This is a genomic window from Paenibacillus sp. CF095, from assembly GCF_900101225.1.
GTDB lineage: Bacteria > Bacillota > Bacilli > Paenibacillales > Paenibacillaceae > Paenibacillus.
The window spans coordinates 69,003-83,906 of sequence record NZ_FMZN01000003.1; the positions used below are offsets into that span (position 1 = coordinate 69,003).

Here is a 14,904-nt window from a genome sequence, read left to right on the forward strand (position 1 = left end):
TTAAGAAATTCATTGTACTCTTCCGTTATTGTATAACAATAACACCTTAAGGATGAATTGCTACATTTAGGCTCTATCCCATCACGTAATGAAGGTCAAAAACTAGAATAGAGGTCAGGAATAACCTGTTCAAGGTTATTCATAATCATCCCAGAAAAATGGTCTCTGATCTCCTACTTTTACAACGACTCTAGTGTCATCGGGATTACTGGTGACGTCATCCATCCATAAACCCACGTTAGGATTTCCATTCTTCCATTCTTGAAGTAACTCAGGATCAATTACATTCTTTACGCTCTCGTGATTAAGATCGATATCAGAGTCCTCTGTCTGAAAAAACAACTTGAAGCGTAGCTTCAATTCAGGTGCAGGATACAACATTTCTGATGAAAGAATAATAGAAGTTGTGGTGACGATCGAAACATATTTCAAAATCTTCAAAGTTTCTATGACTATCTTTTCAATAACTGGATCTACATCATGACGAAGTAATTCTTTTGGTAACTCAACGACTAGTAACATTTGTTGAGGATCATCCATTTGACAGGTCATGCTCCAGAAAGACCAAGCAGCAGTTAGAAAGGATAGTGCCTGTTCATAAACACTCCCCGTAGCTTCAATGTAATATCTTTTTCCGTGATCCTTCAATTGAACCCAAGGGATCTTTCCGATCTTTAACAGGTGATCCATAAGCAATTCTTTATAGATCACATCATCGCTGAGAGACTCAATAGCTCTCTTGTAACCTTGTAGTGGTCCCTCAATATGCGGTTTAAAACTAATGGGTGGCAATAGTTGGCTTCTTGGGACATCTAGTATCTTTGCCAACAGGTTGAAATAAGAGTTCGAAAAAAAGTGTCTGGTTTCAATAAATACACTTCGATCCTCGAAGAATTCAGGTGGATCGGGATAGCCTTCCACCCATGGAATAGACTCAATTGTATATGCCTCGCCAAGCTGAGGAGCCTCTGTTGAAATCATAAAAACTGCCTGAGGATCTCGCTTGCTAATTTCATTCGTGATATGGGAAACAAGCTGCCTACGTGGTGAGAGTGTTTTATCGCCTATAATTGCTAGTTCAGCTTGATTATATTGCCACCATGCCCAAGCCATTTCTCCATCTCCATAGTAGTAATTTCCCATGACTAAAGGTTTTTGAATGCTTTTATTCATAAATGCCTCCTACAATAAAAAAACACCGCCAATCCATAAGGGTATCCTTAGGATGACGGTGCTTCCGTTTAATTGTGTATTTGATTAACTTCATTATAAATGATACAAAACTGTTTCACAATGCAGACAGATCTTCTAATGTGTACCGTTAGGAGTATAGTCATCATATGAGCTCTTACTCGCGTCGTAGTACATTACATCTCCATCCTCTAGAAGGAATTGAACTCCATACGGATCAGTGATCTTGTGGTCACGCGAACCATCTGTACCGTCATAACCCTCCATGTCCCACCATTGGTTGTTCAATGGACCATGAATATATTGAAGATATGGATTATTCAAATCTGCATTTCGAATGGTCTCAATGTTGAAGTTGACCGTGATATAACCGTTTTTTAAGAAGATAGGTGACTTTTCATCCAATCGATTCTTTTTACCATACGTTGCTAAATCGGTTCCAGCCGGTACAACATATACAGCAGCAGGTAAACTATATTCACCATACCATTGTTGAACCGATGCATTTACTCGCGCTGGTGTGGCGTTTGCATTGTTTGGGCGGTCAAATGTATTAATGAAGGTCCGAAGTGGCGAAGGTAGGACCTGAACATCATATCCTCCAACATACGTGGCTTCTTTAGCACGTTTTAGATATGAATTCAAATACTGATTTCGCGTCACTGACCAGCCTGTATTCAGATCATAAATGGATCCAGCAGAATTCACGATATCTGCATAAGGGACATTTCGAAGTCTAGTGTTAAGTGTAATGTTCCTACGCTCTACATCTGCACTCGATCCGATCTTAACAAATTTCTGTTTGTCTGAATGATAATACAGATCAACGGGTACTCGTTTAGCGGTTGTACTCGCATTATTATCCTGGAAGTAGAATGTTGGTGTGATTCGGATAGCATCCTTATCCCCATACATATTCCCCTTCGTCTTCAGATCAAACTTGAAATGGTAACCGGTCTTCACCGCAACACTTTTAAAGTTCGCTAAAGGATGACTTCCTCTCCGAATAGGCAATTGATATGGAGAAAATGAACCGTTTGATCCCCCATCAATCCCTTTAATGCCGACCCAATAGGATGTCCCTTTTGAGGTACTGCTGCCTTTTGCTGTCCGGAATACAGTTTCCCAATTCGGGTCCGCAATATCAGTTACTCTGAAATCATACACACGTCCAATAACCTGTACAGGAACTGTATTTACAGCAACATGATTCACAAGGTTAAGGTTAGCCTTGTCCTCCCATGTAAATCCGGTGGCTGGTGAATTTTCAGCAAAGGATCTATAGGACACAGTATAATTTCCTTCTTCTACCCATAAGGGTAAATAGAATGCTTTCTCGATCTGACTTACAGGGACATCAATCCATGTGTTCGCAGGATAGAATGTAGATTTGTCAGCTGTATACACATCGAATTCAAAGAGAACCTGCTTGAGTTTGATGTACTTTGCGTAATCCCTGTTGCCATAACCAAGTATGTTTCGGTGCTGCCCACTTGTAGGAAGACTTACAGTGAATGGACGATCTAAAATAAAGGCACGACGTGACGCATCGGGCTTTGTCCGCTGATTGTGCTCTTTGTCGTCTGATGCATTGGAATAGATAACTGTTGGAGTATGTACTGTAACAGTGTTGATTCCATTGATCGGTAACACTTTGTTTGCACCACCGTTGATGTTGCCAGGCAACAAGTCGTAGAATATGTCCCCGGAACTAGTGGTATTTAGATCATTAAGCAATGTTTTACTAATCATATTATTTGGCTTATACAGAACATCTCGTCCAATGGTTGTTGGATTAGGGATGTTTGATGGAGTTGGACCATCTTTAGTAGCTTCAGCATCGTCCATAACCTTAGTACTGTTAAAATTCACAAGGTCATTGTTTACTTTACTTTGTGGCGTGTTTGATTCAGCCATTCCTTTTAAACGTCCAGTGTCATCAGGTACATCTGGTGGAGAATTCAATCCCCCTGTTAATTTTGGTGGTGTATACGAAATTGCAGCTGTTGGTGCTGGTCGTACATGACTTTCCACTGCTTCATCATTTTTAGATTCTAGCGTCGGTGGTGTGTAGCCAGCAGGTGTCATGGTTACCTTTTTACCTGGAAGAGCGTAATTCTCCATGGTTGCTTTAGCAATTTTGTATACTTCAAGATTGTTGATCTTCCAGTAAGAATAGTCTCTTGTAATCTGGAAGTTGTAAGGTTTAGGTACTGTATCCCCTGTTTTCACCGGAGGTCCTGGTGAACAAGCTCCTCTAGGTGGACAAACTTCTGGACCAGGTATAGTCCATTCTCTTACATAGGATATCGTTACGTTACAATCATACGTTGTTTTACCACTCATTTTTGCCCAAGCTTGTTTGAACAGATAGTTGTCTGCGAATGCATTGGTGTAAAGTGATTCAGATGTCGGGATCCCTTTTAGCACATCGAATTTCTCAGCGTCCCTATTGTCTGCTTTAATTACTCCATTCGCATTTGGATCCAGATCACTCATGTTCATCGTAGTTCCCTGGGAAGGTGGTCCGATGTTTGGGGTGCAGGATCCTCCTCCGCCCCCAGTGTCATCATCTCCTCCACCATCGGGTTCTTCTTCTACTCCGACATTTGTTGTGGTTGTTAACTGAAAGTCATCCTTCTCCCACAATACTGTTATAGTTGTTGTTCCTTTAGCTACAGCTGTCACGAGTCCAGAAGACCCTACAGTCGCAACCGAAGGGTTGGAAGAGGTCCACGTTGTTGTACCATTACCGCTGTTCACATTAGTCCCAGCACCAAAGCTTCCATCTCCGGTTTTGGTTTTTACGGTTGCATTTAACTGTTTTCGATCATTGATCTGGAGCTGACCACCGTTTGTTAGATTAATTTCTTTAGTGATCTCGGCAAATGCTTTCCAGTATAGATCAGTGTTGAACTGATAATCTGCATTCCATTTAGGTGGATTATATTGATCCGTTTCTATGGGTGGAATTGCGCCACCAATTTGCGTGGTGAATTTAGTATTACGACCAGTAAACGATTCAACAGAGACTAAAATTGGTTGTCCTGGTTCGTAATAAGCCGTATTATCCATATAGTGAGGCTCATTAGATTTATCGACTATTTCCAGAGAATTTCTCTTCACACCATTTTTGTCGAAATACTCATTGGGAATATATACATCTTTGTTCAAGTCGAGATCGACACAAATTGTTGAAGATACTGGCAGATTCTTTGTACTATCGTTATCTAATTCGATGTTGTTACACTTACCATCAACTTTCCATTTTAAGCTATCAACCTGATAAATATATACACCTATATTAGTCTTCTTTGTTCCTTCTACAGGAATTACTTTTTTTTGTGACTTTGCAGGTGTAGAAGGCTCCATATGAAATGTTTTCAATTCTGGTTTAGTTCCTGGGCCTCCACCTGCATCGATGTGAGTTGCTGATGATACAAACAATACGAGTGACAGCATGAACAAAATCACTTTTTTGATAGATGATTTTTGCCCCAATCTTATCCCCTCTAATCTGTGGCTATCACGCTGTAGGTAGGACCTTCTTTAGACACGAGGCTCACATCTGATAGTATCTCTTTGTCGAAATGTAAAAGTCCTCTACTCCAGTAAACTGGATTCTTAACAGCGAATACACCTCTATTTTTTGTGAAATCATTAATCACGGGCCCACCGTATGCAGCAAATGCATCTGAAGTTGGAGAATTCATAGGATTAATTGTTGCTGAATTAAGTAAGCTTCCAGCCTGGAGCCGGTTCATGTTGTTATTTTTCACGTTCAATTCAAGTTCTGGAAAAGAGTAATATGCTCCCCGTAGGAGTGTAAATCCTTCATCCACGAAAACAGGGTAATAAATACTTCTTTCAGTACCTTTTGCAAATGTATTAACAATAATCCAATTCTTTATCTTAAGATCAGCATGTTGTGTATCTGTGATGATATTTTTATTGCGCACTTTTGTGAAATCGTCAGTAACTTCACTGTAATCAACGTTGGGTGAGACCTTGTTCTCTGGTGTTTTTTTGTATTTTGGCGCAATAATATTAATGTTTGTTCCAGTCAAACCAACTTGGCGAAGTTCATTCAAACCCTTGTAGTTGGAAGGTTTTGTTTTTGCCACAGAGCCATAACGCGCAATTAATACAGCAACCTCAGCTCGAGTGGTTGTCCGATCTGCTCCAAACATTTTGTCATTATAGACACTCATTAACCCTGTTCCCATGGCTACAGCTACAGCATTTTTTTGAGATGTAGCAAGATTACCAGTAAAGTATTCTTTAGCGGGTATGACCGTGTTTTTAACGTCAGACAGAGCTTGTTTGTAGTCCAAATCTACTGTAGCTAAACCTTGAGTCAACCAAATTGCCATCTCTCCACGTTTGAGAGAGGCCTTTGCATCCAGTTTTCCTTGGTAGCTTGTAGGATTGATAAAGCCTTTTTGTATAGCAGCGGAAACCCCACCTACTGCCCACTCAGGAACATCTGTGAAATTATTAATCCCTGGGCTAGAAGCATTGGGCTGATCTGAGAGTCTACCAAGGATGCTAGCCATTTCAGCCTTAGTTACAGGTGAGCTTGGTTTGAATGTTCCGTCTGTGTACCCTTTAAAATAGCCTTGTTCCACAGCTGAGTTGATAGCTGCAGCGGCCCAGTGTGTAGAAGGAACGTCTTTGAATTTCAGGGTAGCTTGTGCTGCCTGTACCGAACTCCCTACACCTTCTACACCTACAATGCCCCCTGTCAACAAAGCTAAAGCAGTAACTCCTGAAATAATCATCTTCTTCATTAATTTTTTCCTCCATCATTAAATTATTTTCAACTGAGTGTATATGAACTCAGCTCCTGTTCCTTCAATCATATTAGAAGTCAAAAAGGAACGCGAATATTGAACAATATAATTTTATATCGGAAGAAATGGATATCTTTATTATATTTTAGAATATTTACAACACTACTCACCCCTTTCAAATGCAAACAAAAAAGCACGCAAAATGCCTGGTGGCATTAAGCGTGCTTCGCTTTTTGTGACCTTTGATAAAAGATCATATTTGATTTAATTATACTTAATATAAAGGGTAAGGGTGTATATTGTCAACCACATAGACTGAGACCTCTGCAAGAGCTTGATATTGTGTGAATTGTGCTATGGTTTCAATTCACGCACTCATATAGAGTGCGACTGCTAAAAATGACGTAATACAAGCATAATACAAGAAATTAATAACGTGCTTCTGTGTTATTGTAATGAGAATAATCATATATTATTACCAAAAGGCAACAAATAACATCGTTTCGACAAAATTCGAGGTGCGAGTCTTCCAGGGAAAATCATGTGTACTTGGCATTCGCACCTCAAATTTAGTTTCGACAGTAAAACCTGATCTCCTTTATTGGTAATAAATCATCTTATATACACCCATGGCATAGATCCACTGTTGAAAAATATAACTACGAGTTATCAATCAGGGATCTAAGTGAGAGGCTGAAATTTATATATGTAGTATATCTTAAATGAAATTCTTTCATCAAATCTACTACTTGCCTTTCTCCACTTTGTCTGGACCGATCTTAAATTTCTACTAATAACTTATTTGCTTCCTCGCATACCTTTTAATATTATAATGACAAATCCTAATAGAAGCTAATCAAAAAGCATACCTAATGGACAAACACATTAAGTATGCCTCACTATAACTAATTTCTATTACCAACAGTACAGTCAAGTGGAATATACCCATTACTTGCAGCATCCTTTTCTGAAGAGAAAACCTCTTCCGTAGTGAATGAGGAAGTACATGAATTCCTGGAATAATAATACTTACGGCCATTAGCTATAATCCCATTATAAATAGGCTTTTTCACAACACGGCTTCCACCCAAAGCGTAGTTATTATAGTATTTTTCGCCCATTGGCATGCCTTGAACAAAAGAGAGTACTCCGACATCATTAATGGTATTGTTCCATTCTTCTTGACTGATGAGGGGCAAAGTAAAGGTATAGGCTACACCGTTGCGTTTCGCAAAGTTATTGTACATATTAATATAGTGTTCCAAATCTTTCTGAATCGGATTGACAATAGATGCCCTTCTAACTTGATCAAACGTACTTGCGTCATTTAATAGTGGTATAGATGCAGTACCTGCAATCTCTCCGCGGAATCCTTCGAACCATTGTTGGTCTGTATTACGATTTACCGTGACAAAATCATCAAGCGTAAAACCAAACGTGTTTCCGTTCTGATCAGAGTGAGCATAGGGTTTCTTAGGGCTCCAAACATGCTTAAGTTCTTTTTCCCCAGTAGCATTCGTAAATTCGTCCATATAGTAAACGTAGTAACCGTCATAACCAACAATAAGGATAACAGGTACGTAGCTATTGATTACACCTTGACCGGCCGAATTATCAAAAACATCAAAGTTCAAGTAGAGTGAATTGAAGAACGTTTGCACTGCCTCTTCTTTATTGATTCTAAGTCGTTTTTGAAACTCATACTGAGATTCAGCGCCTTGTGAACCATTGATAATAAGGGCTTTGGCTGCGTCCTGGGTTGCAGTATCCATGGCATGGTTATAACGCGTCTCAAGAATTACATTCTGCCGATTATGCGTTACATTGATATTATTAATAATGAAATAAGGAAGTAAAATGAGAACGAACACTAGCGTGAGATTAGTTGTAATCTTCATTGAGGACCATTCCTCCATAAGGGATGACAATCTTTTCATTCGGAGTATTGATGGTCCCAGTAAGGACATCGTTAATGAGGGTTCCTGATGTACGGTTCGTGTTCTTAACCACTACGGAGAAAAAATCTCCCGTCGCTAACTTATAAACACGAGTCGGACTTTCAGTATTCTCGGTCGAGTTCCTTGGAAAAAGCTTGTCATTAATCTGAGCATTATAAAAGGATTCGTAATTGACATTAAATCCACCCAAATAAACCCCTGCATCATTATATATTGGGTCGTAACGCTTATGGCGATGTTCCATTTGGATGTCGTATGTATTTGTGGTTAGTGCCATTTGATCAACAAATTCATTATACATCGTTGGAGTAATGTAACCTTTATCTCTAACAGAATCTACAAACTGAGTCACAGAATTCAAGACCACAATTTCAGAGATGTCATCCTGCTTATTTAACCCAGATGAAATCGGCCATAAAAAGATAAGTACGAGGGCCACTACAACCATAAAGACTTTTAAAAAGGGATTACCCATCCTCTACATCCTTTCTCTAATTAAATCTTAATAATATCAGGTCGCCCTTTGTATCTCGAACGTATGTAGGAGTATAGTTTTTATTTACATTAATTCCTGAAACATTAACCTCCGTTGGATCCAATGTTTTGTAGTAAGTAACACCATCTACTATGATATCAACGCCGATGTCTTTAATTTTAAATATGGATTGTCTAACTTCGGCACCAGAAACCTTATAAGAGGTAGGTATTTTCAAAGTTGAAGTAATACTTTTGTCAGACTGGGACGTCATTTTGTAAGTCATATCATTCGTATCGGAAACAGTTTTAAAGAAAAACAGAAATATTGTTAGAGCAGTAATGAACATAAGTGCTGCAACGCTCATATACAAAGCAGATCTTGTATTCTCACCTAATCCCATAATAATCACCCTTAATTACTTGAAAGGGGACGACTTGAGTAAGTCTATCCCCAGTCAGTGATTTAATTAGTTTTGTGTAAAAATGATACCGCGAATAACGTTACTGTTGTCTTTGATCAGTTGAGCTTTGAATTTTCCGGATGGATTAACGTAATCATTGTTTGCTTCATCCATAGCTTTAGCAAGAGTTCCTGCTGGCGTACCTGTACCAATCGAACCGTAACCCTGACCACCTACTGGCACAGTTGTGTTCACTGTTTTGAAGTACCAAGAGCCAGTTGGATTTTTACCAGTGATTACTTGGATACCGAATTCACCTTTGTCTTGGAACTTTCTAAGTGCATTGATTGCTTGGCTACCAGAAACCGTGGTCCCATCATAGACAGTGTATGCTGTTTGAGAAAGCTCTGTTTGGATATCTGCGAAACTTGTTTGTGCAGTTTTGGTGGCGTCTTGAGCAGAAATAAACAAAATTACAGCTGTAGTGATCAGTGCGATTGCCAGGAAAAGTCCCGCAGCCATTTTTAAAGCGCTTTGTGCATTACCCATTTTTAATAATCCCCTTTAAATTATAATTTTTGCATAAGTTCGTAATACGTAGACATCTGTGTAAAAGCCATAAAGACAAATGGAAACACGAGATACAAAAAGATGATCATGTACATTGGAGTGAAACCGATCATGCGACCCCAGCCTGCTTTTGCATTGATCATTTCCTCGTAATCCTGTTTTCTTTGTTCGAAATAGTAATTACGTTCAGTTTCAAGATCATCAAAAGCTTGTTTGACTGGAATTTTTTCTACAGCTAACTGAAGTTTTTCAATGGTTCTCACGAGTGGAGCAAATGGCGCATCGATCATCAGTTGCTCAAGAGCAAGTTCAGCACCACTCTCATAGTTCATAAGGCACTTATGTAGTGGAGCCTTGAAAATTGAAGCGAATCTTTCCATCCATTCTAGAATGACCTCAACCGATACTCGATCGATTTCACTGAGCATCGCAATGATGGTATGAAATTGGTCCACTTCATTTTGCATATCCATTGCTCTCATTCTCTTCTGGAAGAGAAGTACCCAATAGGGTAATTGATAACCCACCCAACCCATTAATAAGCATATAAGGATCTCCCACCACTTCATGTATTCGGAATTAATCCGATCCATTTTTGCTAGGATCCTTTCTGTTGAAGCATTGAGTAGAGTATCGTTTGTTGCAACTTCGGGGTCTTGCTTAATCATCTGAACTACACGATCCTGCAGATTATTGTCTTTCACCTCCTTCATATGTTTAATGATAGTACTATCAAAATCAGTGATGGATTTTGCCTCACGCAACTCCTCTTCGGACATTCGACCAAACATAGAATTGTTTTGCGTGGGTGACTCCAGCACATCTTTGATTGCGATGTGATGCATTAATACGAATGAGAACACCAGGCCAATAGAAAGAATGATCGTCAGAACAAAACGATGAAGGTAATGCCATTCCATGGGATAACCCGCATTTGCATCCTTAATTAACTTACTTAATTTGAAATGCTGTGCTGTTCTTTTGGCTGGTTCAAGACGGTCTACTATCCATGAAACAATTTTTGATTTCAAAAGGAGTTTTTCCCAAGAACGTTTTTTTGTTTTCGCTACATAGGTCCCTTCTTGTTGATCCTGCATTTTTTTTAAGAGGATATATGATAACAAAACAGATGCAAATACAACTATTTTCGTTATGAATCCTAACTTGCTAGAATAGAAAGCCTCCATCGCAGGAAATTGCTGACTTGCCCAAAGTTCTATTGGTTTTGTGAAGATAATAGGTGTAACTGCAATGACGGTAAGACCTTTGAACAAGTAATTCAATCGAGTTCTCTTTAGAATTTCAAGGTTAACCTCACTGGCTAACTTATTGAGATTACTGAGATATAGAGATCCATCCTTGATTGTTTTATCACCGAATTCTTTTATTAGAAAGGACATGCCTGCAAATGCCTTTAAGAAACGGTTTGGAGCTTGCTCATAGTAAACGGTTAGGCTTTCTTCTGGATTTACAGAGACTAAGACCTCATGAATTTTTTTAGCGTGTAGTGCAGCTTCATACGATGAAGATTCTGATGCTTGACGAAGAGCCTCTTCTACACTGCCATGCTGATGATAGTGATGTCGTACATCTTTGAAGAGTTGATCTCGTAATTGAATTAACAATCGATCATCCACTTTATGTACAAAGGTATCGATTAACATGCCATTCACTACGATAGCTGCAAGGAACAGCATGAAGATGAATGTGAAATCATGATTCATTAATAACAAAACTAGAACGACAGCAGCAATTGTTCCAAGTGTGTAAAAAACAATTCTCATGGTTTCTCTTCGCATCGTGAATTCATCATACGAATGGATGGCTTGCAATCTCTTTCGAATCTTTTGGATATAATTTCGCAAGAATGGTACTTTATTGTACGCGATGTACGAATCTTGCATAAATCGATGAATCATCTGTTTACGATTTGATTTCTTATTCCCGGTGAGCATCTCATAGCTCTTATAATGTTCCTGGGAACCATCGCGCTCGGATCTTCTTGAAATGATCTTCATTACGATATAGAGTACGATGCTTAGGACCACTGAGGTTAAAAGAATACTGACTGCAATAGCCTTCAAATCCATCCTTCTTACCCCCAGTTTTCCTGCATAAATTGTTTAAAGCCTGCTTGATCAACTTCCGTAAGATTTTCCAGCATTTCTTTGACATTGTGATCAGAGATTGGATGAACTGCAACATAACCACCATCACGATATTCAATAATATTTCGTTCATCGAATACTTTCCGATTTGTAGATCTCTTCATATACTTAATGAATGTTTCCATGAATGTAATTTTTCTCTCTTCCGAATCACTCATAGTCCGGATATCGAATGGAATATCTTCATCATCATGAAGTGGTGTACATTCTGTGATTCTCTCAATAAATCGATGTCCGTTACGCTTACGAACTAAATGAATATCGAAATTTAGGACATTCACAACTTGTTCTTCAGCTATTTTCTCATCACTGAAAACATTCATTTTGAGCAATGAATTTCGGAGGTAATGAACGAGCTTTTTAAATGTTCTCGCATGGTGTGTAAAAAACATATCTGCTTGCTGCGCCATTTGAATCATATAAGGTACCGCAGCATCTGTTGCTACTTCTCCCAAAATAAATGCTGTTCCGTCTGTTTTCTTTTGAATATCCAAACCTTGTTGTCCTGTAATAGAGTCGGTTTCTCTAAAAGTGAGGATATTTCGATTGCCGAAAATCTTCCTCAAATGCAGCTCAAATGCCATCTCGTGGACACGAATTGCATGAGTTTTATACATTTCAAGAACCATAGCCATAAGTAACGTTGTTTTACCAGAACCTTGTGACCCGGTTACAGCTGTTACACGCCCTCCCCTAACTAGATACCTGATGAGAAGAATAACTAACATCCGATTTTTTTCTTCTTGGCTGATGAGTTGCTCGAGTGATGCTTTTTGTGTATCAAACTTACGATTGAAAAATGCCCAAGACTCAGAGAAACCAGGACGGACAACAACGATCCGTGAACCGTCTTTCATTTCATTTACTTTGTAACCATTCGATTCTGAGAGTTGTCCTGGATTATTGTAACGATAGATATTTTGGCAGACACGTTTAAGTTCAGCTTCAGATCCGAAACTCAAAAACGACATATGGATCGGTTTACCTTTATACAAAATCCAAACACTGTCATGACTATAGGGTGTGGGTTTCTTATTAACACGATCCGCAAAGAAAGCCATATCATCGAAAGGTTCAATCTGATCAATGGGTACACCAGAAACCCCACCCGACACTCCATCAATCTTCATGTCTCTTATTTCATCAATTACTGAGAATCCCTTATATTGCTGATAGATTCTTTGAACAATAATCATGAGCTTATCCTCAAAAGAAAGTCCCTTGGATTCCTTACGATAAACCTCTTCAATTTCTTGAGGTGTAATAACGTAATATTCGTCTTCTACTTCTTCTTCAGGATTCTTCAGCTCATCTAACTTGTATCTATCAATGATCTGACCTAAAGCATTTACCCCATGTTTTTGTTTGTTTTGAAACAACATAATTTCAAACTTATCTTGTAGGGAGAGAGCTTTCTTATTATCAAACGGAATAATACGATTGATATTTTCATCATTTAAGTCATATGTTTTCAAGAGAAGATCAAAAATCGTATTTTTGACATAGTTTTTATCACGAATATCTCCATCTGTGCATCCCTTTAATGATTTTTGCAACATCAAACGCTGATTCATCCGTCGATCAAATTCTTCTTCAGTTAACCCCAAATGCTCCATGTTACTTGTTGTCAGATCATTAATGGCTGTTTTTACATAATCGGTAATTCCAGCTAAAGTGTACTTCTGATCTATCTCACGAGGATCGCGTTTGGGTTGACGTTTTTCAGTCATTTTGAAATAGATATAAACACCAACAAGAAATAGCATTACTAGAATTAATCCAAGATTCACAAGATGACTAATACTCATACCTTAAGCCCCCTGCTCACTATATATCTTTGTATCAACTCCAGCGGCTTCGAATATCCCTTTAGCCAATTTTCGAACTTCATTCAGAAAGAAGTGATTTTCATGTTGGATTCCGATATTCTTATTTCGAAAGAAAAATTGAACTACTGACTTATCATTGAGAGCATCCATGTAACCTGTGCAGTGAGGAACGGTATATATAGGTGCTTTTGGTTTATACATTCGTTTAATGTTGGAAACAGAGTATTTAGAATGACGATCATATTGACCAAGAACAATTACAACTTTTTTCTCTTTGAGGAACTCTGGTTCATCAGTGAAGAACTCATCTAAGACCGCTTTATTTTGGTTGAGATTAACTACGATTACATCAGAGGTCATCAGGACCGAATTCGTTAACTTGTTTCGCACCCCACTACTCACATCAATCAGAGTGAGATTATAGTAATTCTTTGCCGCATCGAAAATACTTCCAATTACTTCATGAATCATTGAGAACATTTCTTCATTAGGTTTCACTGTTCCACGCAGTAGTTCTAAACGATCCCGCAGAACGGTGTCGGTGTAGTCTTTTACGATCTTTGGAGCCAAGCGATTACTGCGAGCTAGTCTTTCTAAGGCGTCGATGCCTAAGCTCGAATACTCTGAACTATTAAGATCCTTTTCGTTCAGAAAAGTAGATTCCAAAGATGACATACTCCAATGTGTGTGACTCACAAGCGTTTTCGTTAAATACTCCATCCCAATGAGTGTGGCCACAGCAATCAAATTGGATGAGTTTCCAGACTGACCATGACGGTTACTCCAAAATGCTACTTGCCCCATGCAAAGGACCTCCTCGTAAGTTCTTTCATAGAACTTTTTATTAAATTCGTTTCAAGTTCCGAAATTTCCGCCGTTAATTTCTTAATAATCCCTTTATAGTTCTTTGAGAGACGTCGAATGTTTATTTTTCCTTGGTGTTGGTTATTTATTTTTGTTACATAATCAATTTCATCATGTAGTAATTCAAATGGCTCTTCAGACCAACTGATAGGGAGGTCTGTCAGAATTGTCTCGAGGTAATCCTCGGCAATATTGCCTTCTACATGATTAACCGAGATTTTAGTAACATCTGTTTTTGGACTTTTACCGTCAGAATGTTCTTTTCCGAATAAAACCTTTACTAATTCAACTGTTTTATCTATGCTCATTTTTTCTGGCGTAGCGGCAATATATTTGGTATGAAACGAATTGAACTCCTCTTTGTTCAAAAATGAAATATCACTGCAGTGAACAATGAGCTGCTCATAATCATTTTTTGCAACCAAGGTTTCGATTTCATCAAAAGTCTCGTAGCCAACTGCTACGTCAAACCCATCAAACTCTACTACTTTCATTTGCAATGTCGTCATTGGTGTTGGTGTGTTGTTCTGTATGTACTTTTCTGTTGTGCCATCAACTAAAAGTACTTTCCTCCCAGAAATTGAAATAACTTTACCTACATATTGAAGCAAATCACTTATATCTGCTGATCCAAGAAATAATGATCTTTTCAT

At 38.6% G+C, this 14,904-nt stretch carries 11 protein-coding genes; all 11 read right to left on the reverse strand.

Annotation, left to right across the window (positions count from 1 at the left end; translation table 11 throughout):
• Positions 1 to 135: 135 nt before the first annotated feature.
• Complete coding sequence (locus BLS69_RS22900) at positions 136 to 1,173, reverse strand: hypothetical protein (protein WP_091036721.1); 1,038 nt, start codon at positions 1,171 to 1,173, stop codon at positions 136 to 138.
• Between the two features lie 135 nt (positions 1,174 to 1,308).
• Positions 1,309 to 4,692, reverse strand: coding sequence for a DUF5704 domain-containing protein (locus BLS69_RS22905; protein WP_256332396.1), 3,384 nt, complete (start codon positions 4,690 to 4,692; stop codon positions 1,309 to 1,311).
• A gap of 11 nt (positions 4,693 to 4,703) precedes the next feature.
• Positions 4,704 to 5,981, reverse strand: coding sequence for an S-layer homology domain-containing protein (locus BLS69_RS22910; protein WP_091036724.1), 1,278 nt, complete (start codon positions 5,979 to 5,981; stop codon positions 4,704 to 4,706).
• 908 nt (positions 5,982 to 6,889) lie between these two features.
• Positions 6,890 to 7,882 carry a hypothetical protein gene (locus BLS69_RS22915; protein WP_091036726.1) on the reverse strand — a complete coding sequence of 331 codons (993 nt, stop codon included), beginning with the start codon at positions 7,880 to 7,882 and terminating at the stop codon, positions 6,890 to 6,892.
• The gene (locus tag BLS69_RS22920) at positions 7,866 to 8,417 is read right to left on the reverse strand and encodes a hypothetical protein (RefSeq protein WP_091036728.1); all 552 of its coding nucleotides are present in this window, start codon (positions 8,415 to 8,417) and stop codon (positions 7,866 to 7,868) included. The genes BLS69_RS22915 and BLS69_RS22920 overlap by 17 nt, the downstream gene beginning before the upstream one ends.
• Before the next feature lie 16 nt (positions 8,418 to 8,433).
• Entirely contained in the window at positions 8,434 to 8,820 is a 387-nt protein-coding gene (locus BLS69_RS22925; RefSeq protein ID WP_091036730.1) for a hypothetical protein, read from the reverse strand.
• A gap of 66 nt (positions 8,821 to 8,886) precedes the next feature.
• Positions 8,887 to 9,369: an ABC transporter permease gene (locus BLS69_RS22930; protein ID WP_091036734.1), complete on the reverse strand. Its 483-nt coding sequence runs from the start codon at positions 9,367 to 9,369 to the stop codon at positions 8,887 to 8,889.
• A gap of 20 nt (positions 9,370 to 9,389) precedes the next feature.
• The gene (locus BLS69_RS22935) at positions 9,390 to 11,480 is read right to left on the reverse strand and encodes a hypothetical protein (protein ID WP_091036737.1); all 2,091 of its coding nucleotides are present in this window, start codon (positions 11,478 to 11,480) and stop codon (positions 9,390 to 9,392) included.
• Positions 11,481 to 11,485: 5 nt separating this feature from the next.
• Positions 11,486 to 13,366 (reverse strand): Flp pilus assembly complex ATPase component TadA, encoded by a 1,881-nt coding sequence (locus BLS69_RS22940; protein ID WP_091036740.1) that lies wholly within the window; start codon positions 13,364 to 13,366, stop codon positions 11,486 to 11,488.
• A gap of 3 nt (positions 13,367 to 13,369) precedes the next feature.
• Positions 13,370 to 14,191 (reverse strand): hypothetical protein, encoded by an 822-nt coding sequence (locus BLS69_RS22945; RefSeq protein WP_091036742.1) that lies wholly within the window; start codon positions 14,189 to 14,191, stop codon positions 13,370 to 13,372.
• Positions 14,179 to 14,904 carry a hypothetical protein gene (locus BLS69_RS22950; protein ID WP_091036745.1) on the reverse strand — a complete coding sequence of 242 codons (726 nt, stop codon included), beginning with the start codon at positions 14,902 to 14,904 and terminating at the stop codon, positions 14,179 to 14,181. Before BLS69_RS22950 ends, BLS69_RS22945 begins: the two co-directional genes overlap by 13 nt.

What these genes read in the sequence shown, in the direction of transcription:
- BLS69_RS22900 (WP_091036721.1), bottom strand. Translation starts at nt 1,173, where the DNA reads ATGAATAAAAGCATTCAAAAACCTTTAGTCATGGGAAATTACTACTAT.
- BLS69_RS22910 (WP_091036724.1), bottom strand. Translation starts at nt 5,981, where the DNA reads ATGAAGAAGATGATTATTTCAGGAGTTACTGCTTTAGCTTTGTTGACA.
- BLS69_RS22915 (WP_091036726.1), bottom strand. Translation starts at nt 7,882, where the DNA reads ATGAAGATTACAACTAATCTCACGCTAGTGTTCGTTCTCATTTTACTT.
- BLS69_RS22920 (WP_091036728.1), bottom strand. Translation starts at nt 8,417, where the DNA reads ATGGGTAATCCCTTTTTAAAAGTCTTTATGGTTGTAGTGGCCCTCGTA.
- BLS69_RS22925 (WP_091036730.1), bottom strand. Translation starts at nt 8,820, where the DNA reads ATGGGATTAGGTGAGAATACAAGATCTGCTTTGTATATGAGCGTTGCA.
- BLS69_RS22930 (WP_091036734.1), bottom strand. Translation starts at nt 9,369, where the DNA reads ATGGGTAATGCACAAAGCGCTTTAAAAATGGCTGCGGGACTTTTCCTG.
- BLS69_RS22935 (WP_091036737.1), bottom strand. Translation starts at nt 11,480, where the DNA reads ATGGATTTGAAGGCTATTGCAGTCAGTATTCTTTTAACCTCAGTGGTC.
- BLS69_RS22940 (WP_091036740.1), bottom strand. Translation starts at nt 13,366, where the DNA reads ATGAGTATTAGTCATCTTGTGAATCTTGGATTAATTCTAGTAATGCTA.
- BLS69_RS22945 (WP_091036742.1), bottom strand. Translation starts at nt 14,191, where the DNA reads ATGGGGCAAGTAGCATTTTGGAGTAACCGTCATGGTCAGTCTGGAAAC.
- BLS69_RS22950 (WP_091036745.1), bottom strand. Translation starts at nt 14,904, where the DNA reads ATGAAAAGATCATTATTTCTTGGATCAGCAGATATAAGTGATTTGCTT.